19 protein-coding genes are annotated in these 25,004 nt (G+C 68.9%); 10 read left to right on the top strand and 9 right to left on the bottom strand.

The features are described 5' to 3' along the window. Positions 1-56: 56 nt before the first annotated feature. Positions 57-1,565 (bottom strand): MFS transporter, encoded by a 1,509-nt coding sequence (locus DES45_RS03190; protein WP_245429713.1) that lies wholly within the window; start codon positions 1,563-1,565, stop codon positions 57-59. Positions 1,566-1,676: 111 nt separating this feature from the next. On the opposite strand from DES45_RS03190, the gene DES45_RS03195 reads away from it, so the two are divergent. Continuing rightward, a complete protein-coding gene (locus DES45_RS03195) occupies positions 1,677-2,213 on the top strand; it encodes a GNAT family N-acetyltransferase (protein ID WP_114768501.1) in 537 nt (178 codons plus the stop codon). Positions 2,214-2,305: 92 nt separating this feature from the next. Beyond that, the gene (locus tag DES45_RS03200; protein ID WP_245429715.1) at positions 2,306-2,803 is read left to right on the top strand and encodes a GNAT family N-acetyltransferase; all 498 of its coding nucleotides are present in this window, start codon (positions 2,306-2,308) and stop codon (positions 2,801-2,803) included. Here the strand turns inward: DES45_RS03200 and DES45_RS03205 are convergent, their stop codons facing one another. Next, a complete protein-coding gene (locus tag DES45_RS03205) occupies positions 2,804-3,178 on the bottom strand; it encodes a DUF2794 domain-containing protein (RefSeq protein ID WP_114768502.1) in 375 nt (124 codons plus the stop codon). A 468-nt stretch (positions 3,179-3,646) separates the two neighbouring features. On the opposite strand from DES45_RS03205, the gene DES45_RS03210 reads away from it, so the two are divergent. From DES45_RS03210 to DES45_RS25980, 3 genes are all read left to right on the top strand, one after another. Then, positions 3,647-8,482, top strand: coding sequence for an NAD-glutamate dehydrogenase (locus tag DES45_RS03210; RefSeq protein WP_114768503.1), 4,836 nt, complete (start codon positions 3,647-3,649; stop codon positions 8,480-8,482). Between the two features lie 77 nt (positions 8,483-8,559). Beyond that, the gene (locus DES45_RS03215) at positions 8,560-9,981 is read left to right on the top strand and encodes an MFS transporter (RefSeq protein ID WP_114768504.1); all 1,422 of its coding nucleotides are present in this window, start codon (positions 8,560-8,562) and stop codon (positions 9,979-9,981) included. A gap of 74 nt (positions 9,982-10,055) precedes the next feature. Further along, positions 10,056-11,351 carry a M10 family metallopeptidase C-terminal domain-containing protein gene (locus DES45_RS25980; protein WP_114768505.1) on the top strand — a complete coding sequence of 432 codons (1,296 nt, stop codon included), beginning with the start codon at positions 10,056-10,058 and terminating at the stop codon, positions 11,349-11,351. 64 nt (positions 11,352-11,415) lie between these two features. On the opposite strand, the gene DES45_RS03225 is transcribed toward DES45_RS25980, so the two are convergent. After that, positions 11,416-11,736 carry a heavy metal-binding domain-containing protein gene (locus DES45_RS03225; RefSeq protein ID WP_114768506.1) on the bottom strand — a complete coding sequence of 107 codons (321 nt, stop codon included), beginning with the start codon at positions 11,734-11,736 and terminating at the stop codon, positions 11,416-11,418. A gap of 61 nt (positions 11,737-11,797) precedes the next feature. Further along, positions 11,798-12,991 (bottom strand): winged helix-turn-helix domain-containing protein, encoded by a 1,194-nt coding sequence (locus DES45_RS03230; protein WP_114768507.1) that lies wholly within the window; start codon positions 12,989-12,991, stop codon positions 11,798-11,800. A gap of 299 nt (positions 12,992-13,290) precedes the next feature. On the opposite strand from DES45_RS03230, the gene DES45_RS03235 reads away from it, so the two are divergent. Then, positions 13,291-14,796 (top strand): PD40 domain-containing protein, encoded by a 1,506-nt coding sequence (locus tag DES45_RS03235; protein WP_114768508.1) that lies wholly within the window; start codon positions 13,291-13,293, stop codon positions 14,794-14,796. Between the two features lie 152 nt (positions 14,797-14,948). Next, complete coding sequence (locus DES45_RS03240; RefSeq protein ID WP_114768509.1) at positions 14,949-17,393, top strand: AI-2E family transporter; 2,445 nt, start codon at positions 14,949-14,951, stop codon at positions 17,391-17,393. Between the two features lie 4 nt (positions 17,394-17,397). Here the strand turns inward: DES45_RS03240 and DES45_RS03245 are convergent, their stop codons facing one another. Further along, positions 17,398-17,883, bottom strand: a complete 486-nt coding sequence (locus DES45_RS03245; protein WP_114768510.1) for a DUF1772 domain-containing protein — start codon at positions 17,881-17,883, stop codon at positions 17,398-17,400. Between the two features lie 320 nt (positions 17,884-18,203). Between DES45_RS03245 and DES45_RS03250 the strand changes: the two genes are divergently transcribed. Together DES45_RS03250 and DES45_RS03255 are read left to right on the top strand one after the other, a co-directional pair. Continuing rightward, entirely contained in the window at positions 18,204-18,683 is a 480-nt protein-coding gene (locus tag DES45_RS03250; protein ID WP_114768511.1) for a cupin domain-containing protein, read from the top strand. A gap of 354 nt (positions 18,684-19,037) precedes the next feature. Then, positions 19,038-20,540, top strand: coding sequence for an MDR family MFS transporter (locus tag DES45_RS03255; protein ID WP_114768512.1), 1,503 nt, complete (start codon positions 19,038-19,040; stop codon positions 20,538-20,540). 58 nt (positions 20,541-20,598) lie between these two features. Here DES45_RS03255 and DES45_RS03260 read toward each other — a convergent pair whose 3' ends face one another. Genes DES45_RS03260 through DES45_RS03275 form a run of 4 tightly spaced genes read right to left on the bottom strand, consistent with a single transcriptional unit; the run spans position 20,599 to position 24,350 of the window. Next, positions 20,599-21,771, bottom strand: a complete 1,173-nt coding sequence (locus DES45_RS03260; protein WP_114768513.1) for an ABC transporter permease — start codon at positions 21,769-21,771, stop codon at positions 20,599-20,601. Beyond that, positions 21,768-22,724: an ABC transporter ATP-binding protein gene (locus tag DES45_RS03265; RefSeq protein ID WP_425374251.1), complete on the bottom strand. Its 957-nt coding sequence runs from the start codon at positions 22,722-22,724 to the stop codon at positions 21,768-21,770. Before DES45_RS03265 ends, DES45_RS03260 begins: the two co-directional genes overlap by 4 nt. A 7-nt stretch (positions 22,725-22,731) precedes the next feature. After that, the gene (locus tag DES45_RS03270; protein WP_114768514.1) at positions 22,732-23,706 is read right to left on the bottom strand and encodes an HlyD family secretion protein; all 975 of its coding nucleotides are present in this window, start codon (positions 23,704-23,706) and stop codon (positions 22,732-22,734) included. Continuing rightward, complete coding sequence (locus DES45_RS03275) at positions 23,703-24,350, bottom strand: TetR/AcrR family transcriptional regulator (protein WP_114768515.1); 648 nt, start codon at positions 24,348-24,350, stop codon at positions 23,703-23,705. The genes DES45_RS03270 and DES45_RS03275 overlap by 4 nt, the downstream gene beginning before the upstream one ends. Positions 24,351-24,524: 174 nt before the next feature. On the opposite strand from DES45_RS03275, the gene DES45_RS03280 reads away from it, so the two are divergent. Next, the gene (locus tag DES45_RS03280; protein WP_114768516.1) at positions 24,525-24,998 is read left to right on the top strand and encodes an AAC(3)-I family aminoglycoside N-acetyltransferase; all 474 of its coding nucleotides are present in this window, start codon (positions 24,525-24,527) and stop codon (positions 24,996-24,998) included. Positions 24,999-25,004: the final 6 nt, after the last annotated feature.

Here is a 25,004-nt window from a genome sequence, read left to right on the forward strand (position 1 = left end):
ACGGCGCAGCCTAACGCCTCTCCGAAGCCCCGGCCCACAGGCCGGGGCTTTTCTTTTTACGGGGACGAGACCGGCTCCGGGCCGGCCGGGGGCACCGAGCGGTATCCGAGCCAGGCGCTCGCCACGGCCGCCGCAGCGCAGATCAGGGCCACCAGACCGAACCCTCCGATCATGCCGGTGGCATAGAGGCTCCGCGGCGCACCAGGCGGCAACGCCCCGAAGGTCGCCCGGGCGAAGCCGTCCGCCACCTCCGGCGCAGCCCATGCGGCGGCCTGCCGGAAGCCCAATGTGGCGACGACCCCCAGGCCCGCGACGGCAACGAGCCCCGCGACCCGCGAGACCGCGTTGTTGATGCCCGACGCCACGCCCACGCGATCGCCGGGAGCAGCGTTCATGACCGTGGTCGACAGCGGCGCGACCGTGATGCCCATGCCGAGGCCCATGATCGCCATGACGGGCGCGACGGCCGACCAGTAGTTTCCGTGGAAAACGGCCGGAACGAGGAGGGCAAAGCTCAAGCCCGTCACGACCGGTCCCGCCGTCAGGAGCCTGCGGACTCCGAACCGGTGGGCCATCGCGCCGCCGAGCCGCGATAGAAGCGCCATGACGATGGTGAAGGGCAGGAAGACGGACCCTGCCTCGGTGGCCGAATAGCCGTGGGCCTCGATCAGGACCGTCGGCAGGAAGAACAGGGCGCCGCTGAGCGCGAAATAGAGGAGCAGCGTCAGGGCGTTGACGTTGGCGAACGCCGGAACGCGAAAGAGGTCGAGCGGCATCATCGGGGCGGCGGTCCGTTTCTCGTGAAGGATGAAGACCCCGAGGGCGACCATGCCCGCGACGGTCGCGAGGGCGGCCGTGACCCGGCGGCCCTCCTGTTCGCCCAAAGCCGTCAGGCCATAGGCGAGAAGCCCGAGGGCGATCACCGCGAGGGCGGCGCCGATCCAGTCCATGGGAGCATCGCTCGCCGCAGGGCTGTCGGGGACGCGCCTCCAGCACAGCCATAGCGCCAGCCCGGCGACCGGGAGGTTGATCCAGAAGATCGTCTGCCAGGGGCCGACATCGATCAGCCAGCCGCCGAGGATCGGCCCCAGCGCCGCCGCGATGGCGGAGGCCGCCGCCCAGGTGCCGATGGCCTTCCCGCGCGCCTCCGGCGGGAAATGGGCGCTGATCAGCGCGAGCGAACCCGGCACCAGCAGGGCGCCGCCGATGCCCTGGAAGGCCCGGGCTGCGATCAGCATCCCGGCCGACTGGGACAGGCCGCACCACAGGGACGTCAGACCGAAGCACGCGATGCCGATCATGAAGACTCTTCTCAGCCCGTAGGCGTCGCCGGCCGCGCCGCCGAGCAGCAGGAAGGCCGACAGGGTCAACGCATAGGCGTTGGTGACCCATTGCATCTCGGCGAGCGACGCGTGCAGGCTCTCGCGCATCTGTGGGATCGCGACGGTCACGATCGCGCCGTCGGCGAACACCATGCTGGAGGCCAGGATGGCGGTCCAGACGACGGCGGTTTGCGCCTGGGGTGGGGCGGATCCTTGCGCCTCTTCTGGGCTGAGCTGATTCACGCGCAGGTCTCTCCGACGGCGCGCCATGCTAGCGCCGAACCGAGAGAAAAAGACAGTCTTCCCAATCAGCTCCCACTCCCCTGCGGTTGAAAACTGATCTAGAGAAGGCTCATGAGCCTTCTCGTCCGCCCCTCCGCCGATTCCGATCTCGACGCCATCACGGCGATCTATGCCGATGCGGTCGTGAACGGCACGGCCTCCTTCGAGCTCGATCCGCCCGACAGGGCCGAGATGGCGCGCCGCCGCGCCGCCCTTCTCGACGGCGGCTATCCCTATCTCGTGGCGGAGCGCAGCGGCGAGGTCCTCGGCTATGCCTATGCGGGCGCGTACCGGACGCGCCCCGCCTACCGGTCCACGGTCGAGGATTCGATCTACGTCGCGCCGCGGGCGCAGGGGCAGGGTGTCGGGCGCCTCCTCCTGACGTCTCTCATCGCGGAATGCGAGGCGCGGGATTTCCGCCTGATGGTGGCGGTGATCGGGGACGAGGAATCGCACGGCTCGATCGGGCTGCACCGGAGCATGGGCTTCGCGCTCGCCGGCATCATCAAAGGCATCGGCTACAAGCACGGACGCTGGCTCTCGACGGTGCTGATGCACCGGCCCCTGGGTCCGGGCATGTCGGAGCCGCCGACGCGACCCGTTCCCTAACACCGCTCCGGCATCGACACGGCCGCCATGTGGACCTTGGACGAGGCGCTCTCCGCCGGTAGTCTGCGAGGCTCGGACACCGGAAGGCCCCTGTGACGATCGACCCGATCCCGTTTCCGCCGGCCGATCTCGCGCCGGATGTGCGCTTCGAGCGGCTGCATGCATCGAACGACGCGGATGTCGCCTTCGCGTACGAGGTGAAGCGTGAGGCCATCGGACCGCATGTCGTGCAGCGATGGGGACGGTGGGATCACGAGTTCCAGTGGGCCCTGCACCTGAAACGCTTCGCCGAGCGATGCTTCTTTCGCATCGTGCGGGACGGCCGGGCGGTCGGGACGGTCGCTCTCACTCAGGCAGGCGATCACATCCGCCTCGACGAATTCTACCTTGTGCCGGAACTGCATCGGCAGGGGCTCGGCACCCGGGTGCTTGACCACATCCTCGCGCTCGCGGACGAGGCCGGAATGCCGGTGAGGCTCCAGTATCTCAAATGGAATCCGGTGGGCTCGCTCTATCGGCGGCACGGCTTCCTGCCGGTCGGGGAAACCGACACCCACTTCATGCTGGAGCGCCCGAAGCGGCAGCCCTGATCAGGACACGACCTTCAGCTTCTTGTCGAGCACGTTGAGCACGCGGTCCAGCTCGTGACCACGCTTGAGGATCAGCCCGGATGACACGACGACCGAATAGGCACCCTGCTTTTTGGCGAGCTTCGGGTCCTTCTCGATCCGGTACAGCGGCACCTCCGAGGTGCGTCGGTAGATGGAGAACACGGCCTTGTCGGCCAGGAAGTCGATGGCGTAGTCGCGCCACTCCCCCTCCGCAACCTTGCGGCCGTAGAGATTGAGGATGGTCTGGAGTTCGCCTCTGTTGAAGGAGACCTGTCTCTGCGCGGCGGGGAAGGAGAGGATCTGGGCCGACCCTGTGCCGCCGCGCAACGGCTCTGCGGTGTCACCTTCGTTCATGATCCCTCCTGTGAAGCACGATGCTTCCCTGATAGTGGGTCCGATGCAGCATCGGATCAACCCGTTAACGCTTTCTCGCTCACGGCTTCGTCAGGCGAATCTTATTGTTGCCGCATTCGTGCCCTTACGTAGCCCCACTAGAAATCGACTATTCTAGTGTTGCCTCGACGGCCCGGCTCCTAGACCGCCTCGGACACGTCAGCCCCCCAGCCCTCCGGGTCGTATGGTGGGCCGGGCCACTTCCCAACCGTCGAGAACAACCGCCGCCTTTCACGAGGCGGCTTTCTTTTTGTCCGAACGCCGGAAAACATTCACGACATAAAACTGCTGTCCGCAGGCGTTGCGCGACTTAAACGGTCGTTTGCGTCAAAGACTTAACCGTGCCGCGCGGAGAATGGCAGGCGCCAGTTGCGCGTGCACTCGGACTGTGGCAACGCTCCCAAAACGACCACAGAAGAGGGTGCGCGCATGAAGCTGGAAACGCCGACCAGCGGAGGCGAGTTGACGGCCGAGGCCGTTGCGGTCCTGGAAGCCGGCCACCGGCCCATTCCGTCGACCTTCCTGCAGGATCTGTTCGGGCGCGTGCCGCCGGAGGATCTCGCCTGCTACTCCCCCAAGTCCCTCGCGGATCTCGCAACGGAAGCCTATGAGCATCTCAAGGCGCCGCGCACCGCCGGCACCCCCGACGTCCGGCTGATCGACCTCGAGGTCGAGCGCAACGGGCGCCGCCGGGACGTGACGGTGCTGGAGGTCGTCAACGACAACATGCCGTTCCTGCTCGACTCGACGCTCGCCGAGATCGTCGACGAGGGCTACGACCCGCTGCTCGTCGCCCACCCGATTCTCGCCGTCGAGCGCGATGCGGCCGGCGGCCTCGTGCGGCTCGTGGGCGAGGCCACGGCCTCGTCGCGGATCGGCGTAAAGCGGGAAAGCTTCATCCACATCCATCTGCCGCGCATCGACGACGCGGAGGCCCGCACCCGCCTGATCGAGGCCCTGCAGCGCGTCCACAAGGACGTGAGCCTCGCCGTGCACGACTGGCCCAGCATGCGCGCGCGCGTCACCGAGATCGTGCACAACTACCGGCTCAACCCTCCGCCGCTGCCGGAGGACGAGATCAAGGAGGCGATCGCCTTCCTGGACTGGATCGCCCGCGACAACTTCACCTTCCTGGGCATTCGCGAGTACCGTCTGCCCGAGGGCGACACCGCGGCCGACCCGGTCGAGGGATCGGGGCTCGGCCTCCTGCGCGATCCCGCCATGCGGGTGCTCCGGCGCGGGCGCGAGCTCGTGGCGATCACGCCCGAGATCCGCGCCTTCCTGGCGCGTCCCAAGGCGCTCATCATCACCAAGGCCAACGTGAAGTCGCGCGTCCACCGCCGGGCGCATCTCGACTACATCGGCGTCAAGCTGTTCGACGGCGACGGCCGGCTCCAGGGCGAGCTGCGCATCGTTGGCCTGTTCACGGCGAGCGCCTATACGAGCTCCGCGAGCGAGGTGCCGTACCTGCGCCACAAGGTGGCGAAGGTCATCGCCCGCGCCGGGTTCGACCCATCGAGCTATGCGGGCCGCGGGCTCCTCAACGTGCTCGAGAACTACCCGCGCGACGAGCTGTTCCAGATCGACGAGGAGACCCTCTACGGGTTCGCCATCGAGATCATGAACCTGTCCGAGCGTCCGCGGGTGCGGGCGCTGGCGCGCGCCGACGAGTTCGACCGCTTCGTGTCGGTGCTCGTCTTCGTCCCGAAGGACCGTTACGATACCCAGGCCCGCCGCCGCATCGGCGAGTTCCTGGCCCAGGTCTACGAGGGCCGCGTCTCGGCCTCCTACCCGGCCTATCCGGAAGGCCCGCTCTCGCGCACGCACTTCATCATCGGGCGCGACGAGGGCAAGACGCCCCAGGTCTCCCGCGAGACCCTCGAAACGGGCATCTCCAGCATCGTCCGGACCTGGGCCGACGCCCTGCGCGACCAGCTCGACGACAGCGTCGGCGGCGCCCGGGCCCGCGCGCTCGCGCACCGCTATGCGGACGCCTTCAGCGCCGCCTATCGCGAGGCCTTCGGGGCCGAGCAGGCCATCGCCGACGTGGCGATCCTGGAGCAGCTCTCCGAGGCGCGTCCGCGCGCAGTCGACCTCTATCGCCGCGAGGGCGACGACCAGACCCGCGTCAACCTGAAGGTCTTCTCGCGCAACACCGCCCTGCCGCTCTCCGAACGCGTGCCGCTCCTCGAAAACCTCGGCTTCCGGGTGGTCAACGAGAGGACCTACCGGGTCGTCTCGTCCGGCGTGTCCGGCATGGACCGGGTGTGGCTCCACGACATGACCCTGGAGCGGGCCTCGGGCGGCGCCATCGACATCGACGAGATCCAGGAGCTGATCGAGGCCGCATTGCTCGCCCTGTTCCGGGGCCTGGCGGAATCGGACGGTTTCAACCGCCTCGTGCTGGAGGCTGGGCTCGGCTGGCGCGACGTCGCCATGATGCGGGCGCTCGGCCGCTACCTGCGCCAGGTCATCATCCCCTATGCGCAGGATTATCTCGCCGAGACCCTCGCCCGCCACAGCGCCATCGCCAAGCGGATCGTCGAGCTGTTCTATGCCCGCTTCGACCCGCGCATCGAGGATTCCGAGGCGCGCGCCGCCGCGGAGGCGGAGATCCGCGCCGCGATCGAGGAGGAGCTGAAGGCCGTCACCAGCCTCGACGACGACCGCATCCTGCGGCGCTTCATCAACCTCGTCGAGGCGGCGATCCGCACCAACTTCTTCCAGCTCGAAGGCAACGGCCTGCCGCGCCAGACCATCGCGTTCAAGTTCGAATGCGCCAAGGTCGAGGGCCTGCCGCTGCCCAGGCCACTCTACGAGATCTTCGTCTATTCGCCCCGCGTCGAGGGCGTGCACCTGCGCTACGGCAAGGTCGCCCGCGGCGGCCTGCGCTGGTCGGACCGGCCGCAGGACTTCCGCACGGAGGTTCTCGGCCTCGTCAAGGCGCAGCAGGTGAAGAACGCCGTCATCGTGCCGGTCGGGGCCAAGGGCGGCTTCGTGCCCAAGCGCCTGCCGCCGCCCGGCGACCGGCAGGCCTGGCTCGCGGAGGGCACGGAGAGCTACCGCATCTTCGTGCGCACCCTGCTGCAGCTCACGGACAACATCGTCGGCGACCACATCGTGCCGCCGCCGGACACGGTGCGCCACGACGGGGACGATCCGTATCTCGTGGTCGCGGCCGACAAGGGCACCGCCACCTTCTCGGACATCGCCAACGAGATCTCCCTCGAGAAGGGCCACTGGCTCGGGGACGCCTTCGCGTCCGGCGGCAGCCAGGGCTACGACCACAAGAAGATGGGCATCACGGCCCGCGGCGCCTGGGAGGCGGTGAAGCGCCACTTCCGCGAGATGGACATCGACATCCAGGAGCAGCCCGTCACCGTGGCGGGCGTGGGCGACATGTCGGGCGACGTGTTCGGCAACGGCATGCTGCTGTCGCGCGCGCTCAAGCTCGTGGCCGCCTTCGACCACCGGGACATCTTCCTCGATCCGAACCCGGATCCGGAAACCTCGTACCAGGAGCGCCAGCGCCTGTTCAATCTGCCCCGCTCGAGCTGGCAGGACTACGACAAGGCCCTGATCTCGAAAGGCGGTGGCGTCTTCCCGCGCAGCGCCAAGTCGATCCCGCTCTCGGACGAGGTGCGCGCGCTCCTCGGCCTCGACAAGGCGGCAGCGACCCCGGCCGAGGTGATGAGCGCCATCCTCAAGGCCGATGTGGGCCTGCTCTGGTTCGGCGGCATCGGTACCTATATCCGCGCCTCCACGGAGACCGACGAGCAGGTGGGCGACCGCGCCAACGACGCGATCCGCATCACGGGAGCGGACGTGCGCGCCAGAGTGATCGGCGAGGGCGCGAATCTCGGCGTCACCCAGCGCGGGCGCATCGAGGCGGCGCGTTCGGGCGTCCGCCTCAACACCGACGCCATCGACAACTCGGCCGGCGTGAACACCTCGGACGTCGAGGTGAACATCAAGATCGGCCTGAGCCAGCCGGAGCGGGACGGCCGCCTGAGCCAGGACGACCGCAACGCGCTCCTCGAGGACATGACCGACGAGGTCGCCAAGCTCGTCCTGCGCAACAACTACCTGCAGACCCTCGCCCTTTCGCTCTCCGAGCGGCGCGGGGCCTCCGACATCGGCTTCGCCCGGCGGCTCATGCACATGCTGGAGGCGCAGGGGCGGCTCAACCGGACCGTCGAGTACCTGCCGGACGACGCCGCGCTCACCGAGCGCGCCCGCCGCGGCGAGGGCCTGACCCGGCCGGAGCTCGCCGTGCTGCTCGCCTACGCGAAGCTCTCCCTGCACGACGAGCTTCTCGAGAGCCCGGTGCCGGACGATCCGTATCTCGGCAAGGAGCTCGACCGCTACTTCCCGGCCGAGATGCGCGAGCGCTTCCCCGACGCGATCGCCGGCCACCGCCTGCGCCGCGAGATCATCGCCACGCAGCTCGCCAACGCGATCATCAACCGGGGCGGCGCCACCATGATCGCGCGCCTCGTCGACGAGACAGGCGCGGATGCGCCGACCATCGCGGCCGCCTATGCGGCGACCCGGGATTCCTTCGGCCTCACGGAAATGAACGTCGCCATCGACGCCCTCGACGGCGTGGTGCCGGGCCAGCTCCAGCTTCGCCTCTACGGCGACCTGCAGGACCTGCTCATGAACCGGATCGTCTGGTTCATCCGCCACGTGGACTTCGCCACCCATTCCCTCGATTCCGTGATCGGCACCTACGAGGCCGGAATCGCCGAGGTGGAGCGGGGGCTTTCCGAAACGCTCTCGCCCGACGCGCGCCTCGTGTGGGAGGAGAGGACGCAGGCTCTCGTCCAGCAGGGCACGCCGGAGGACCTGGCGCGCCGCCTCGCGGCCCTGCCGGATCTCGTGGCCGCGCCGGACATCGTCCTGACGGCCCAGCGGACCGGCAAGCCCGTGCGCGACATCGCCCAGACCCACTTTGCCCTGGAGGCGGCCTTCCGGCTCGGATCCCTCATCGGCTTCGCCCGCGAGATCAGCGTCAGCGACTACTTCGACCGCCTGGCCCTCGACCGGGCGATCGACAGCATCGCGTCGGCGCACCGCAACCTCACGGCCGAGGTCGTGTCCCAGAGCGGGGCCGGTCCGGAGGGCGTGCAGGCCTGGAGCGAGAAGCGCGGGGCCGACGTGGCCCGCATCCGCGGCGCCGTCGACGGGATCGTGGCCTCTGGCCTCACCGTGTCCAAGGTGACCGTCGCCGCAAGCCTGCTGGGCGATCTGGCAAAAGGCTGATATGGGCTCGGCTTCCGTTAGGTATTCCTGAGCGTCCCGGCAGCCTGCCGGGGCGGTCGGACGAGGAGCCCCGACCGTTGGACATCCGATCCCCATCCCCCGCGGCCGCGGCGTCGCCCCCGGCCACGGACGCGGCCGGACTCCCGACCGCCAAGGCCGGCCGCGCGGCGATTGCCGGCTGGCTCCTGTTTGACTGGGCCTGCCAGCCCTTCTTCACCCTGGTCACCACCTTCGTGTTCGCACCCTATTTCGCGGCCGCACTCGCGCCCGATCCGGTCGCGGGCCAGAGCCTCTGGGGTTTCGCCACCGCGGCCGCGGGCCTCGTGCTCGCATTCCTGTCGCCGGTCCTCGGCTCGATCGCGGACGCGACCGGTCCCAAGAAGCCCTGGATCGCCGCCTGCGGGCTCGTGCTCTTCGCCGCGTCCTGGGTGCTGTGGCATGCGGCGCCGGGCGCGGCCCACGCGATCCCGATCGCGCTCGCGGGCTTCGCGGTCGGCACCGTGGCGGTCGAGGTGGCGGCGGTGTTCAACAACGCCATGATTCCGCACCTCGTGCCGCCCGAGCGCTTCGGGCGGCTCTCCGGCACCGGCTGGGCCATCGGCTATCTGGGCGGCCTCGTGTCGCTGGTGATCGTGCTGGGATTCCTGGCCGCGAACCCCGAGACCGGAAAGACCTTTCTCGGCATCGCGCCGCTCTTCGGGCTCGATCCGGCGACGCGGGCGGGCGACCGGGTCACGGGGCCGTTCTCGGCCGTGTGGTTCCTGGTCTTCATCCTGCCGCTCTTCCTCTTCACCCCCGACATCGCCCGTTCGACCCTGAGCCCCCGCGCCGCCGTCCGGCACGGGCTCGCGCAGGTGCGCAGCACCCTGGGGGACGCGAAGCGGCATCCCGGCCTCGTGCGCTTCCTCCTGGCCAACATGGTCTACCAGGACGCGCTCGTCGCCCTCTTCGCCTTCGGTGGCATCTACGGGGCGGGCGTGTTCGGCTGGCAGGCGGTGGAACTCGGGGTCTTCGGCATCCTGCTCACGGTGACCGGCACCATCGGGGCCCTCATCGGCGGCCGTCTCGACGACCGGTTCGGGGCGAAGCCCGTGATCCTCGGGGCCATCACGACCCTGGGCCTCGTCTGCGTCGGCGTCCTGTCACTGGGGCCGGACCACATCTTCTTCGTGATCCCGACCGAGCCGGCTCAAGCAGGCGACGGCCTCTACGGCAGCGCCCCGGAAAAGCTCTTCCTCGCCCTCGGCCTCGTCATCGGCTCGGTCGCCGGGCCCATGCAGGCCTCGGCCCGCAGCATGCTGGCGCGCCTCGTGCCGGCCCGGGAGGCCGGGCGCTATTTCGGGCTGCTCGCCCTCTCGGGCAAGGTCACGTCCTTCCTGGCCCCGCTCGCGGTGGCGGTGGCGACGGGCCTGTTCGAAACCCAGGCCGCAGGGCCTGCAGTGCTGATCCTTTTCTTCCTTGTGGGCGGGGGGCTTCTCAGCGGCGTCCGGCGGGTCTGAACCGTTACGAAATCGACACGTGAAATTAATCTTAAATTCCGTATGGTAAGGCTTCCTCGCCCCGGAGCCTTTCCATGACCCGCCCGACCGTCTCCGAGTTCCTCCAGGCCTCCGCCTGGACCTATACCCAGGGTTCCACGCCCGCCTCCAACCCGTTCAAGGCGAACGGCCAGCAGATGACCTCCCTCGACGTCGCGTCCGGCTTCTACGGGGCGGCTTTCCTGAGCGCCTCCGGCCAGGTGATCGTCGCCTTCGAGGGCACGGACATCGGGGACTTCGAGCAGCAGCCCGAATTCGTCGGCGCCCAGATCCTGGCCGACCTAATGATCTATCGCGGCGACAAGCCGCCGGCCTTCGACGACGCGCTCGCCTTCACCAAGGCGGTGATCCAGCAGGCCGCCAAGGCGGGGATCTCCAAGGACAACGTCTTCGTCACCGGCCATTCCCTCGGTGGCGGCGAGGCCGCCTACGTGGCGGCCCAGCTCGGCCTCGGCGGCGCGACCTTCGGCGCGCCGGGCATCGACAACGACCTCGTGCCGTCGGGCGCCGTCTCCCAGCTCACGAACTACGTGGAATGGGGCGATCCGGTCGGGAACTACAGCGCCCCGAGCCTCGTCGAAAGCAATATCCTCTTCAGCAACGACATCGCGCGGTTCGGCCCGGCGCTCTATGTCGGCTCGCCCTATGGGGCGCTCCTGCTCGGCGCGGCTAACAGCCTCCTGGCGCCCGGCGCCAGCGACGCGCAGGAGGCGGCCGCCATCGGTCTCCTGGGCGAGGCGGCCTATCGCTACCACCTGCTCACCCACTACACCGCCGCCCTCAACCCGTTCCTGGTCAACCAGGTCGCCGCCTGGGCGGGAGAGCCCACCCGGGCCGAGTTCACGCAGATCCTGTCGGACGTGATCGCCAATCCCGACAAATACGATGCCGGCCAGCACCTGGGCGACGACGTGATCACCGGCGGCCGGGGCAAGGACACGCTCCTGGGCTTTGCCGGCAACGACCGCATCGCCGGCGGACGCGGGGCCGACAAGCTCTTCGGCGGTGCGGACGCCGATGCCTTCGTGTTCAAGGCGACCGGCGACAGCACGGCCTCGTCCAAGGGCCGGGACACGATCTACGACTTCTCGCGCAAGCAGGGGGACGTGATCGATCTCACCGCCATCGACGCGAGCCGCAGCCTTGCGGGCGACCAGGACTTCACCTTCATCGGCCGCTCGGGCTTCCACGGCGTCGAGGGGGAGCTGCGCTACTCCAAGATCAAGGGCGGCGTGATGCTCCAGGCCGACGTGAACGGCGACGCCAAGGCGGATTTCGCCGTCGTCCTGAAGGGCATCTCGTCCCTGGCGCAGGGCGACTTCCTGCTCTGAGCGCATCGTTTCGGAAAAGTGGATCCGGTTTTCCGCGTCAAACGATGCGCCCCTCAAGAAGCCCTTATTCCAGGGTCACGGCGGTGCCGTTCGCCGTGACCATCATCATGCCCTCGTTGGCGCCGAGCGCGCCGTAGTCGAGCTGCACACCCACGATGGCGTGGGCGCCGAGGCGCTCGGCCTCGTCGATCATCTCCCGCAGGGCCGTGTCGCGTCCGTCGCGCAGCACGCGTTCGTACGAGCCGGAGCGTCCGCCCACCACGTCGCGGATCGACGCGAAGAAGTCGCGGAACACGTTGGCGCCGAAGATCGCCTCGCCCGAGACGATGCCCCGATAGGAGGCGATGCGGCGGCCCTCGACGGTCGGCGTGGTGGTGATGATCATCCGGGTTCTCCTTGGTGGCGCCTCTGATATGGGGCGCCGCGGCCAAGGTGCCATCGCGGGCTCAGATCCTGAGGCGTTTGCGCCAGTCCTTCGGGGCTTCGATGGCGCCGAGGCCGAGCCAGCCGGCCATGAGGCGAAGCTCCTCGCCCAACGGTGACGCGATCGCCTCCGGGGCCACGCCGGCTTCCGGGTGGATGGAGTGCACGAGGAGCCGGCCCGTCGCCCGGTCGGCCTTGAGGTCGAGGCGGGCCACGATGTTTTCGCCCAGCACGAAGGGCAGGCAGTAATAGCCGAACTCGCGCTTCTCGGCCGGGGTGTAGATCTCGATCCGGTAGCGGAAGTCGAACAGGCGCTCCGTGCGGGTGCGCTCCCAGACGATGGGGTCGAAGGGCGAGACCAGCGCCCGCGCCTCGACCCGGCGCGGCAGCTTCGCGGCGGGATCGAGATAGACGGGCCCGGGCCAGCCTTCCACCTCGACGGGCACGAGGTCGCCGTTCTCCACGAGCTCGGGAATGCGCGCCTTCGCGTCGGTGGGCTCGATGCGGAAGTAATCGCGCAGGCAGCGCTCGCTCGCGATGCCGAGCGCCCGGATCGAGAGCCGCAGCAACTCGCGCTGCGCCTCCTCGTCCGAAGGCGTCGGGGCGTTCAGGATGTCGGACGGCAGCACCCGCTCGGGGATGTCGTAGACCCGCTCGAAGCCGCGCCGGGTCGCGGTGGTGACCTCGCCGGCCCAGAACAGCCATTCGAGGGCGCGCTTGCCGTCGCTCCAGCCCCACCAGGAGCCCTGGCCCTTGTGACCGCCGCTGAGCTCGCCCGCGCTCAACGGCCCGCGCGTCTCGATCTCGCGCCTGACCTCCTCGATGAAGGCGCGCTTCTCGCGCCCGAAGCGGGCGAGCCCGCCATACGTGCCCTCGCCCCGGGCCGCCCGGGCCATGCGCCAGCGGAACAGGGGATGCAGGTCGAGCCGGATGAGCGAGGCCTCGTGCCCCCAGTACTCGAAGGCGCCACGCTTCTTCGGGTGATAGGCGGTCTTCTCCAGGAGGTCGCGCTCGTAGGCGCCCAGCCGCGAGAAGAGCGGCATATAATGGGCCCGCACCAGCACGTTCACCGAATCGATCTGGAGCAGGTTCGAGCGCCCGAGCACACGGGTAACGTGGCGTCCGGTCGGGGCGGCGGGCCGGCCTTCGGCGAGGCCCTGCGCGGCCAGCGCGATTCGGCGGGCCTGGGAGCGGGAAAATCGGGTGCGGGCGGTCATGGCGAACGTCGGATGCGGGGCGCCCAGCTAGCGCGATGCGGCGCGGGACCGCAAGGGGCATCGGGTGCCCGTCGTCCATGAAGGGACCCTCGCCGCAAGGGATTATGGGACGTACCTCGACGGGGAGGCGACGGGAGGTCAATCGCCCAAAAGTCAACGGAGGCGGCAGGCAAAAGAGTCGGCCCCTGCGACCTCGGGTTAAGGGAGGTGCAACTACGGCTCGTCGTCCCGGCGCCCTCTGGCCGCCTGCCGATTGCGCCTTCAGTCTGACCCCTTCCCGAAAAAACCTGGAGGCGACGATGGGACGAGCAAAGCACGGGCAGAAGAAGACGGCCCTCTGGGACGCCGACGGCGCGAGGAACGTGGTCGCGGAAGGGGCCGCGGCCGGGACCGAGGTCGGGATCGACGTCGCCGCCTTCATCCGCAAGGGGAAGGGGCCGGTGGTCTACAGCCTGGCCGACGATGCGGGCGGCGCATTCAGGATCGACCCGAAGACCGGAATCGTCACCGTGGCAGACGGCTCCCTGCTCGATTACGAATCGGCCCAGAACCACACCATCAAGGTCAAGGCTACGATCGGGCACAAGGCCGTCTACGGGAATTTCCACATCGGCGTTGCGGACCGGGCCGAGGCGGAGCTGATCTCGGCCACACCCGACGGAAGGGCCGTGGACGGCGACGGCCCCGACCTGTCGGGCGACGGGCGCTACGTGGCCTTCAGGAGCAGTTCCCCGGACCTGATCCCGGGAGACCACGATGGCGGGCTCTCCGACGTGTTCCTGCGCGACCGGCAGACAGGCCTGATCGAGCGGGTCTCCATGAAGGCGGACGGCAGCGCCGATGCGGAGGCGTTCACGCCCGCCATCTCGGCGGACGGACGGTTCGTGGCCTATATCAGCTTCGCGTCCGGCATCGTGGCGGGCGACACGAACGACACCGCCGACGTGTTCGTGTTCGACCGGGTGACGCACACGACGAAGCGCGTCTCGGTCGCGTCGGACGGCGCGCAAGCCAACGACTACAGCGGCGTCAGCGATTTCGCCGAGGCGCCGGCCCTGTCGGCGAACGGCCGCTTCATCGCGTTCGAGAGCAAGGCGTCGAATCTGGTGGCGGGCGACACGAATGGCGGGCACGACATCTTCGTCCACGACCAGCAGACCGGCGCGACCGAACGAGTCTCGGTCGCGCATAACGGCGCTCAATCGAATGGCTGGAGCCACGACCCATCGATCTCGGCCGACGGGCGCTACGTGACCTACATGAGCTTCGCGTCCAACCTAGTGGCCGGCGACGACGGGCAGCACGGCGACGTGTTCCTGTACGACCGGATCGCAGGCACGACCGAGCGCATCTCCGAGACCCGGAGCGGCCAGGGCGGGAGCGACAACAGCGGCGAGGCCGAGATCTCGGCCAACGGCCGTTTCGTGGTCTATTCGAGCTACGCGTCCAATCTCGTGCGCGGGGACACGAACGGCGTCGCGGACATCTTCGTTTTCGACCGGAAGACCGGCGTCACGGAGCGCGTGTCGATCGAGAGCGACGGGACGCAGCTCGCCCGTGGGTCCTTCGACCCCGAGATCTCGGCGGACGGGCGCTACGTCACCTTCGAGAACGAGGCCTCCGACTATGCGGGGCCGATCAACCCCGATCGGCAGGTCTTCGTGTACGACCGGTGCACGGACAAGCTCGCCCGGGTCGAGCGCGGGTTCTTCCCGAACCCTTCGCTCTCCGACGACGGCCAATCGCTCGCCTATGTGGACGAGGGCAGCGTCTTCCTAGCCCAGACGAGGGACCTGTTCATCTGAAGCCGGCGCGAAGAGGCGCATAAGGGAAGGGGAGGGGCACAGCCGGCGGCGTGCCGGGGGCGTCTCCCCTTCCCGGCCCGCAGGCTTGGCCGGATCCAAGGAGCCTCAAGCGGAGTTGTCTTCCGGTCAACCCACCCGGAAGGTGCCGCATCATGGCCGACCCGGCTCCGCCGCCTCTTCAGCCTGCTGCGCCGCCGGCAAGCTCACCCATCCTGACGGCAGGTGGCATCGTCCTGGCGATCGGGGCGCTCTATTTCGGCCGGGACATCTTCATCCCCTTCGCCCTGGCGATCCTCCTGAGCTTCGCCCTCACGCCCCTGGTGAACTGGTTCAGGCGCTTCCGTCTGCCCCGGATCGCCGCGGTGCTCGTCGCCGTGACCCTTGCGTTCATCCTGATCGCCGGCATCGCCTTCGTGGTCGGGCGCCAGCTCATCCAGCTCGCCGACAACCTCCCGGCCTACCAGACCACCATCACCCAGAAGATCCGCTCCCTGCAGCAATCCGCGCCCGGGGGCGGCGTGGTCGAGAAGGTCACCACCACCATCGAGGACCTTGGCAAGGAGATCTCGGGTGACAAGGCGAAGCCCGAGCAGCCGCAGCCCCAGCCCGGGCTCGGGGCGGGACCAGCGCCGCAGGAGCCGGTCACGGTGCGTCTCGAATCCCCGCAGGCCAAGCCGCTCGAGATCATCCAGACCGTCGTCGGCCCGCTGCTCGCACCGCTCGCAACGGCGGGCCTCGTGGTCATTTTCGTGATCTTCGTGCTGCTCGAGCAGGAGGATCTGCGCGACCGCTTCATCAAGCTCGCCGGCGCGGGCGACCTCCAGAAGAGCACGCAGGCGATCAACGACGCGGCCGCCCGCGTCAGCCGCTACCTGCTGATGCAGCTCGTGGTGAACCTGACCTACGGCATTCCGATCGGCATCGCGCTCTACTTCATCGGGGTGCCCAATGCGATCCTGTGGGGGCTGCTCGCGGCCGTCCTGCGGTTCGTTCCCTATCTCGGCCCGTTCCTGGCCGCGCTCTTCCCGGTCGCGCTCGCCATCGCGGTCGATCCCGGCTGGACGATGCTGTTCTGGGTGCTGGGGCTGTTCCTCTTCGCCGAGCTCGTCAGCAACAACGTGGTCGAGCCGTGGCTCTACGGTTCCAGCACCGGCCTGTCGTCGCTCGCGATCATCATGGCGGCGATCTTCTGGACCTCCCTGTGGGGACCGGTCGGGCTGTTTCTCGCCACCCCGCTGACCGTCTGCCTCGTGGTCATCGGCCGCTACGTGCCGCAACTGGAATTCCTGGGCGTCCTCCTCGGCAGCGATCCGGTGCTCGCGCCAGAGGAGCGGCTCTACCAGCGCCTGCTCGCCGGCAACCTGGAGGAGGCGGTGGAAATCGCCGAGGACTACGTCGACGAGTGTTCCTCGCGGGAGTTCTACGACAACGTCGCCATCCCGGCCCTGCGCCTGGCGGAAAATGACCGCCAGCGCAGCACCACCGACACCAACTATCGGCGGCTCGTGGCCGATACGGCGATCTGCGTCGTGCGGGAGGTCGAGGACCATGTGCGGGAGAAGGTTTCTGCGGACAAAGCCGGCGACGGGGCGGGCCCTGCCGGCTCGACTTCCGCGGCGGCGGAGCGGCCGCCGACCGTCCTCTGCGTCGCCGGACGCACCGAGCTCGACCGCGCGGCGGCCGAAATGGCCGCGCAGGCGCTCGACGAGCGCGGCATCGGCACCCGCGTCCTGCCGCCCATTGCCGTCAGCCAGGGCGCCCTCGGGCAGCTCGACCTGCAGGGCGTGGAGGTGGTCTGCCTGTCCTATCTCCATCCGCAGCCGCAGGTTTACGCCCGCTACATCTGCCGCCGCCTGCGCCGCCGGGCGCCGCACGTGAAGCTCGTCGTCTGCTGCTGGAATCTGGCGCCGGCTTCCGGCCAGACCGAGGATCTCAAGAAGCAGATGGCGGCCGATGCGGTCTTCGCATCCCTGGAGGCCTGCGTCGACCAGGTGAACGCCTGGACCGCCCGCCCGGCCCAGCCCGGCGGAGCGCCCCCGGTCCTCCCCGACACGGAGCAGGCGCAGATCGCGGCCCTGCACGATCTCGGCCTGGCATCGGCCAGGAACCGGCAGTTCGACGAGGTGTCGGGTCAGGTCGCAAAGGCGTTCGACGCCCCCATTGCCCTCGTGTCCTTCGTCGACGAGGTGCTCCGGCCGCACCCGGCCGCCCCGGCCGCAGGCGAGGAGGCGCAGGTCGCCCACCAGGCCCCGCACGACGGGGCGCTCGACGCCCACGTGGTCGCGGCCAACGAGGTGCTGGTATCCGAGGATGTGACCAAGGACGACCGCTTCGCCGACGACCCGCTCGTGCTGGAGAAGGGGATCCGGTTCTATGCCGGGGCCCCGTTGCGGACTTCCTCGGGGACGGTCGTCGGGGCCCTGTCAGTGATCGATACCCAGCCGCGCGCGTTCCCGGAGCCGGACCGGCAGCGGCTCCAGGAAATGGCCGATGCGCTGATGGCCCAGATCGAGCGCCGGGCCCAGGAAGGCGAGGCCGGCCCGTCGCGCGTTCCCGAACGGAGCGATCCGTCCAGGGAGGCCGTGAGTTCCGGTTGACCCGTCAGCGCCGGTTTGCCGGTTTTGCGGCCGGAGCGACGGCGAGCGCCGTCGCCATGAAGCCGAGGAGCTTGAGGGCCGCCACCGCCATGTGGCCTGTCTCCCAGCGGTTGCGGACCCCGTGGAAGTCGTCCGGGACCGGGCCGGGCTGCCAGGTGGCCAGAACGGCGTTGGCCGGCGCCACCAGGGCGACCCAGGCGGCGAGCGCGAAGGCGAAGAGAACGGTGCCGGCCAGTGCGAAGCGGAAGCGGCCCGGTTCGTGGCGCAGCAGATAGGCCAGGACGCCGACGATCGGGATGATCCCGAGATCGAGCGGCGCTCCCACGAAGGCGAAGAGCCGGAACTGCCCATTGAACACGGTCGCGTCGCGCCACAGCTCCGGCGACCAGACGGCAAGCCGCGGCGGCGCCTCCAGCACATGGGCGAAGGAGGGCCCGAGGCTGAGGGCCGCGATGGTCAAGGCGACAAGGGTCCAGATCCGGAGCATCATGCGACACTCTCCCTTTCGGCCGCCGGCCCGAGGGCGAGCGGCCGACGGGCCACCTTAGAGCATCGGACCCAAAAGTGGACTTGCACTTTTGGGACCAATCCGATGCTCCACTCTTGGCGGCGCATCGTTCTTTGCGGAAAACCGGGTCCACTTTTCCGCACGATGCGCTGGCATCGCCCCCGAAGGCCCCCATCCCGCGTGGCGCCTCAAGCGGTTCCTTGACAACGCACGGCGAAAGGCAGAGCGTCGACCGTGCGGCAGATCATCCGATCCGGCCGCGTGCGTTTGCGTCCGCCACATCATCCTTTCGGGAGGTTGTGATGCAGTCGTTTATGCTTTCGGCAACAGCTTGCGCTTCAGCCCTTCTGTTCTTCGCGGCGCCAGCCGCCGCGCAACAGCAGCACCAACACACCATGGTCAATCCGGGCGACATCACCTGGAGGGACGGTCCTCCTTCCCTTCCCAAGGGGGCGCAGATGTCGCTCCTCTATGGGGATCCGTCGAAGGAAGGCATGTTCGTGATGCGGTTGAAGTTCCCGGAAAACTATAGGATTCCGCCCCACACCCATCCGACCGACGAGGTCGTCACCGTCGTCGACGGGGAGTTCAACATCGGCATGGGGCCGACCTTCGACCCGGGCAAGACGAAAACCATCACGGCCGGGGGCGTCATCGCCATGCCGCCGGGCACGCAGCACTTCGTGCAGACCGGGACGGAAACCGTGGTGCAGCTCAGCACCCGGGGTCCGTGGGGGATCACTTACGTGAATCCGGCGGACGATCCCCGAAAGACCCAGTAGACCGCCCCGCACGAGAAGACGGCCGAGGTTAAGGCCGGTCCGGGGCGTCCGATCGACGGGTTCCTACCCGCCACTGCGCTCCGGTCGGGGGCTGATATTGCTGTGGCCCGGCGCTCGAGGCCTGCGCCGGAACGAACGCATATCTGCCCTGCAGCCATGTCCTGGGACAAGCTCCGGCCTGTCCCCTAAAGCATCGGACCCCGGAACGGACAGGCGCTTTTCCGGCCCGATCCGATGCCCTCTCCTTGCTTGGGAGCATCGTCGATGGTGGAACTGGCGGTCCGCGTCAGCGCGAACCGGGTCCACTTTTCCGCACGATGCGCTACATCGGCTGCAGCGAGGCGAAGGACGAAGATGGACCAGTCGACACGAGAGACGCTGCGGCCCGGCACGGGGCACATGCTGAGCCAGGCCGAGATCCGCCGGATCATCTTCGGCATCATGCTGTCGATGCTGCTCGCGGCCCTCGACCAGACCATCATCGCCACGGCCCTGCCGACCATCGGGCGCGAGCTCGGCGACCTGGAGCACCTGCCCTGGGTGGTGACGGTCTATCTCCTCACCGCCACGGCCGTGACGCCCCTCTACGGCAAGTTCAGCGACAGCCATGGCCGGCGGGTCACCATGCTGATCGGCATCGTGGTCTTCATCATCGGGTCCGTGGCCTGCGCGCTCGCGCCCTCCATGATCGTCCTGATCCTCGCGCGCGGCCTGCAGGGGCTCGGCGGCGGCGGGCTCATTGCGCTCGCCCAGACCATCGTGGCCGATCTCGTACCCCCGAAGGAGCGCGGGCGCTACCAGGTCTATTTCGCCAGCGTGTTCATGACCTCGAGCCTGCTCGGGCCGGTCCTCGGCGGCTTCTTCGCCGAGCACCTGCACTGGTCGGTGATCTTCTGGATCAACCTGCCGCTCGGGCTCGTGGCCTTGTTCATCGCGTTCCACGGCCTCAAGAAGCTGCCGCAGGTGCACAGGCCCCACCGGCTCGACCTTCTGGGCGCGCTTGTCATGGTGACCGCGACCGTGTCGCTCCTGCTGGCGCTGAGCTGGGGTGGCCTGCGCCACCCGTGGGGCTCGTGGCAGATCCTCGGGCTCTTCGCCGGCTCCGCCATCCTCTGGGGCCTGTTCGCCCTGCGCATGCGGATGGCGCCGGAGCCGCTGATCCCGCCGGGCGTGCTGCACAATCCCGTGGTCCGCATGGGCACGCTCGCGGCCTGCTTCGGCATGGGCACCTATATCGGGCTGACCATCTACCTGCCGGTTTATTTCGAGGCGGTGCGCGGCCTCTCGGCCAGCGCCTCGGGCCTGGCGCTCATCCCCCTCATGGCCGGCACGGTGGTGGGCGCCACCCTGTCGGGCCGCATGATGGCGAAGGTGAAGCACTACAAGCGCCTGCCGGTCGGCGGGCTTCTGGTCGCCATGGCGGCCACGGGGGTGCTGGCGGCCTATGGCGCCGCGATCCCGCTCCTCGGGGTCGAGGCGGTCCTCGCGGTGATCAGCATCGGGCTCGGCACGCTCCTGCCGGTCTCGACGGTGGCGATCCAGAACGCGGTGAAGCCCCATGAACTCGGCACGGCGACCGGCGCAGCGAACTTTTTCCGCTCCCTCGGCGGCGCCCTGATCGTGGCGATCTTCGGCGCGATCGTGCTGACCGGCACGGGCCTGTCGGGTGCCGCGAGCTTCGAGAGCCTGGCGGCGACGGCAGCGCAGAGCGGCGTCAACCTGTCGGACGTGTTCAGCCATGTCTTCATGGCGGCCGTGATCGGCTTCGCGCTCGCCTTCCTGTTCCTCCTCGCCATGGAGGAGCGGCCCCTGCGCGGCAGCGCCGTCAAGGCCGCCGAGTCGGCGGTCGCGGATTGACGATTCAGGGGCCGCATTTCCTGACGGCGAACCGGAACCACTTCGCCTGAAAATGCTCTCAGTCGAGCGTCTGCCGGAAGCGCAGCACCGCGACCGTCATGGCCGCGAGCGTGAAGGCCCCGAGGGCCAGCACGTCGGTTTGCAGGTCCACGAAGCCCGCGCCTTTCAGCATGATGCCGCGCACGATGCGCAGGTAATGGGTCAGCGGCAGCGCCTCGCCGACGGCCTGCGCCCAGCCCGGCATGCCGCGGAACGGGAACATGAAGCCGGACAGCAGGATGTTGGGAAGGAAGAAGAAGAACGACATCTGCATGGCCTGGAGCTGGCTCGTGGCGATGGTCGAGAAGGTGTAGCCCACCGACAGGTTCGCCAGGATGAACAGCAGCGTCAGCGCCACGAGAAGCGCGAGGCTGCCGACGATCGGCACGCCGAACAGGAGCTTCGCGGCCCCGAGGATCAGCGCTCCCTGCAGCCCGCCGATCACCAGGTAGGGGGCGATCTTGCCGAGCATGATCTCGACGGGGCGGATCGGCATGGCGAGCAGGCTCTCCATGGTGCCGCGCTCCACCTCGCGGGTGACCGAGAGGGCCGTGAAGATCAGCATCGTCAGGGTCAGGATCGTGCCCATGAGGCCCGGCACGATGTTGAGCCGGGTCTCGCCGGCCGGGTTGTAGCGCCGGTGGATCCTGAGCTCGTAGGGCAGGGGCTTGGGCGCTAAATTCGCCACCGGCCCGGTGAGCTCGCGGGAGAACACGCTCGACGACAGGCCCTGCAGGGCCGAGACCGCGCCGCCCGCCGCCACCGGGTCGCTCGCATCCGCGATCACCAGCACGGCCGGCCGCTCGCCCCGGATCAGGTCGCGGCCGAAATGGGCCGGGATTTGGACCCCGAATTGCACCTTGCCGGAGAGGATCAGGTGATCGAGCTCCTGCTCGCTCGCGGCGCTCGCCCGGATGTCGAAGTAATCGCTTACCCGCATGGCCGAAAGGAAGGAGCGCGCGAAGGAACTCTCGTCCTGGATCAGCACCGCGGTCGGCAGGTGCTTCGGGTCGGTGTTGATGGCGTAGCCGAACAGGAAGAGCTGGAAGAGCGGGATGAAGATCATCGTCGCGAAGGTGATGCGGTCGCGGCGCAGCTGCAGCAGCTCCTTGACGAAGGCCGCGTAGATCCGCCCCAGGGAAGCGGCCAGCCCCCGTCCGCGCCCGTCGCCGGTGCCTGCGCCCGCGCTCATGCGAAATTGTCCTTCGTGCGGCTCATCAGGTCGATGAACACGTCCTCGAGGGTGGCGTCGCCCGGCGTCCAGACCTGCGGCCCGTGCTCGCGCAGCTCCCGGGTCGAGGCGTCGAGCGCCGCCGCGTCGCGTCCGCTCACATGCAGAGCCGTGCCGAAGGGCGCCACCATGTCGACGCCCGGCAGCGCCTTCAGGCGCTCCGCAAGATCGGCGAGATCCGGCCCGGTGACCGTGTAGGTGGCGAGATGCGCATCGGCGATCACCTCGTCGACGGTCCCCTGCGCGAGCAGGTCGCCATAGGCGATGTAGGCGATCTCGTGACAGCGCTCGGCCTCGTCCATGTAGTGGGTCGAGACCAGCACGGTGATGCCTTCGTGAGCCAGAGTGTGGATCTCGTCCCAGAAGTCGCGCCGCGCCTTCGGGTCGACGCCCGCGGTCGGCTCGTCGAGGAGGAGGAGCTGCGGCCCGGGCAGGATGCAGGCGCCGAGGGCGAGGCGCTGCTTCCAGCCGCCCGAGAGCTCGCCCGCGAGCTGGTCGGCCCGGTTCTCGAGCCCGAGCCGGCGGATTGCGTCGCGGGCGGCCGCGCGCGGGTCGGGGAGGTTGTAGACGCGGGCGACGAATTCCAGGTTCTCGCGGATCGAGAGGTCCGCATAGAGCGAGAAGCGCTGGGTCATGTAGCCGACATGGCGCTTGATCTCGGCCGACTGGGTCAGGATGTCGTAGCCGAGGCACGTGCCGCTGCCGCCGTCCGGCGTCAGCAGGCCGCAGAGCATGCGCAGGGTCGTGGTCTTGCCGCTGCCGTTCGGCCCGAGGAAGCCGTAGATCAGGCCGCGATGGACCTGCATGGAGAGGTTGCGCACCACCGTCCGGCCACCGAAGGACTTGGTGAGTCCGTGCACGTCGATGACGATCTCTGACGCAGGCTCGGGCTGGGTGGCGGGCTGCATGGTCATGATCCGCTCACTCGCCGAGAGGCAGGACGGTGACGGGCAGGCCGATCGGCAGGTTGGCGCCATCGGCGGGCTTCGCCTCGATCCGGAACACGAGCTTGGCGCGCTCCTCTTGGCTGAAGATCACCGGCGGCGTGAACTCCGCCTCTCGGGCGATGAAGCTGATGCGGGCGCGAAGCCCCGGCTGGCAGCTGTCGCAGGTCACGGCGACTTCCTGCCCGAGCGCGACCGTCGCGAGCTTGGGCTCGGGCACGTAGAAGCGGATGCGCCGGTTCTCCGGCGGCAGGAGGGACAGGACCGGCTGGCCCGCATTCACCGTCTCGCCGGCCCGGAAGAACACGTCCTGCACCTGGGCGTCGGCCGGGGCGGCGACCCGGCGCTTGGCGAGCCGCGTCTCGGCCTGGTTCAGGCCGGCCTCGGCGGCATTCACGGCGGCTTCCGCGGCCTCGATCGTGGCCGAGCGCGCCGCGATGCGGCCGGCCTCGATCTGCCGCTGCACCTCCTCGAGCGCCGCCTTGTCGCGATCGAAGGCGGTCCGGGCCTGGTCGTACTGGGCTTTCGCCGCGATGCCGCGCTCGTAGAGGGTCCGCTGCCGGTCGAGTTCCGTCTGCGACAGGCTGAGCTGCGCCTTCGCCCGCTCCTCCTGGGCCCTCAGAATCGCGATCTGCTCCGGGCGCTGGAGGGCGGCCTGGAGATCGGCGAGCTCGGCGCGCGCCTGCTGCAGCTTCGCGTCGGCTTCGTTGCGCTGGGCAAGCTGCGTGGAGGATTCGAGCACGAAGAGAGCGTCGCCCTTTTTCACCTGGTCGGCGGAATCGACCGAGAGCGTCTCGATGCGTCCCCCGTCCTCCGGCGCCATGAAGACGAGGTAGCCTTCCACATAGCCCTGGTATCCCTGGACGGTCCCTTTCGGGCGCAGCAGGTACCAGGCCCCGAACCCGCCGGCCGCGAGGATCACCGCCAGCCCGATGAGCAGCGCGCGCTTCATGACGGCGGTCCTTTGAGCGCTTTCATCATCAGGGCGAGATGCGCGTCGAGCATCCCGGCGACGTCGAGCGGATCGAGGCGCTGGAACAGGCTGGTCCAGATCAGCGCCATCAGTCCCGGCGCGATGGCGAGCTGCGGGAAGCGCACGATCTCGTCCGACCGGAACTCGCCGCTCGCGACGCCGCGCTCCGCGATGCCGCGCAGGAGGGCGAGGCCCCGGCTGATCACCTCGCGGTGGTAGATCTCCGCCAGTTCCGGAAACCGCGAGCCCTCGCGCAGGAACAGGCGCACGATGTCGAGGCGGCGGGTGCCGAGCACCTCCTGACGGAGGAAGGCGAACAGCGCCCGGAACTGCTCCTCGGCCGTCATGTCGAGGGTCAGGACCTTCTGCTCGATGGTGCCGAGCGCGCCGCCGATGCCCGATTGCACCAGGGCTTCGAACAGAGCCTGCTTGGACGGGACGTAGAGGTAGATCGTGCCCTTCGCGACCCCGGCGCGGGCCGCCACGTCGTCGAGGCGCGCCTCCGCGAAGCCCTTGTCGAGAAAGACGTCGAGGGCCGCATCCAGGATCGCCTGCAGCCGCGCCTGCCGGTCGTTCTCGCTCCGGGCCGGAGCCTTCTTGGCGGGGCGCTTCTTCAGCGACATGCCCTGGCCTCTCGTATATGACTGACTAGTCAGTCAGTAATACTCTCCTGTGATGCTCCTGTCGAGGGCTGATGGATCGCAACTCACGAGTCGGACGACATCGACGGGTCGTGCCGCTCAACCCACAATGTTTTGACAATTCATCAAGCCTCGGCAGCGCTATAGCTTAGGCTCATGAGCCAGCCCTCCATCGCCCTCCGCCGCCTCGCGCCCGCCGACCTGCCGCTGATGCGCAGGCTCAACGGCCTGTTCGCCGAGGTCTTCGACGAACCGGACACCTATGGGGCCGAGCCGCCGGACGATGCCTACCTCGAAGCCCTGCTCGCCAAGGAGCATGTGATCGCCCTCGCGGCGCTCTCGGGCGAGGAGGTGGTCGGCGGGCTGGTCGCCTATGAGCTCGACAAGTTCGAGAAGTCCCGGCGTGAGGTCTACATCTACGACCTCGCGGTCGACGAGGCGCATCGGCGGCAGGGCGTCGCCACGGCCCTGATCGAGCACCTTCGCGCCATCGCGGCGCGCCGGGACGTGTGGGTGATCTACGTCCAGGCCGATTACGGGGACGATCCGGCGGTCGCGCTCTACGAGAAGCTCGGGGTCCGGGAGGAGGTCATGCATTTCGACATCCCGGTCGACCGGGCGGCCCGCTGACCGTCT

It is taken from the genome of Microvirga subterranea, from assembly GCF_003350535.1.
Classification (GTDB): Bacteria; Pseudomonadota; Alphaproteobacteria; order Rhizobiales; family Beijerinckiaceae; genus Microvirga; species Microvirga subterranea.

What these genes read in the sequence shown, in the direction of transcription:
- DES45_RS03240 (WP_114768509.1), top strand. Translation starts at nt 14,949, where the DNA reads ATGGCCGACCCGGCTCCGCCGCCTCTTCAGCCTGCTGCGCCGCCGGCA.
- DES45_RS03265 (WP_425374251.1), bottom strand. Translation starts at nt 22,724, where the DNA reads ATGACCATGCAGCCCGCCACCCAGCCCGAGCCTGCGTCAGAGATCGTC.
- DES45_RS03270 (WP_114768514.1), bottom strand. Translation starts at nt 23,706, where the DNA reads ATGAAGCGCGCGCTGCTCATCGGGCTGGCGGTGATCCTCGCGGCCGGC.
- DES45_RS03235 (WP_114768508.1), top strand. Translation starts at nt 13,291, where the DNA reads ATGGGACGAGCAAAGCACGGGCAGAAGAAGACGGCCCTCTGGGACGCC.
- DES45_RS03195 (WP_114768501.1), top strand. Translation starts at nt 1,677, where the DNA reads ATGAGCCTTCTCGTCCGCCCCTCCGCCGATTCCGATCTCGACGCCATC.
- DES45_RS03275 (WP_114768515.1), bottom strand. Translation starts at nt 24,350, where the DNA reads ATGTCGCTGAAGAAGCGCCCCGCCAAGAAGGCTCCGGCCCGGAGCGAG.
- DES45_RS03225 (WP_114768506.1), bottom strand. Translation starts at nt 11,736, where the DNA reads ATGATCATCACCACCACGCCGACCGTCGAGGGCCGCCGCATCGCCTCC.
- DES45_RS03230 (WP_114768507.1), bottom strand. Translation starts at nt 12,991, where the DNA reads ATGACCGCCCGCACCCGATTTTCCCGCTCCCAGGCCCGCCGAATCGCG.
- DES45_RS03205 (WP_114768502.1), bottom strand. Translation starts at nt 3,178, where the DNA reads ATGAACGAAGGTGACACCGCAGAGCCGTTGCGCGGCGGCACAGGGTCG.
- DES45_RS03255 (WP_114768512.1), top strand. Translation starts at nt 19,038, where the DNA reads ATGGACCAGTCGACACGAGAGACGCTGCGGCCCGGCACGGGGCACATG.
- DES45_RS03260 (WP_114768513.1), bottom strand. Translation starts at nt 21,771, where the DNA reads ATGAGCGCGGGCGCAGGCACCGGCGACGGGCGCGGACGGGGGCTGGCC.
- DES45_RS03250 (WP_114768511.1), top strand. Translation starts at nt 18,204, where the DNA reads ATGCAGTCGTTTATGCTTTCGGCAACAGCTTGCGCTTCAGCCCTTCTG.
- DES45_RS03245 (WP_114768510.1), bottom strand. Translation starts at nt 17,883, where the DNA reads ATGATGCTCCGGATCTGGACCCTTGTCGCCTTGACCATCGCGGCCCTC.
- DES45_RS25980 (WP_114768505.1), top strand. Translation starts at nt 10,056, where the DNA reads ATGACCCGCCCGACCGTCTCCGAGTTCCTCCAGGCCTCCGCCTGGACC.
- DES45_RS03280 (WP_114768516.1), top strand. Translation starts at nt 24,525, where the DNA reads ATGAGCCAGCCCTCCATCGCCCTCCGCCGCCTCGCGCCCGCCGACCTG.
- DES45_RS03210 (WP_114768503.1), top strand. Translation starts at nt 3,647, where the DNA reads ATGAAGCTGGAAACGCCGACCAGCGGAGGCGAGTTGACGGCCGAGGCC.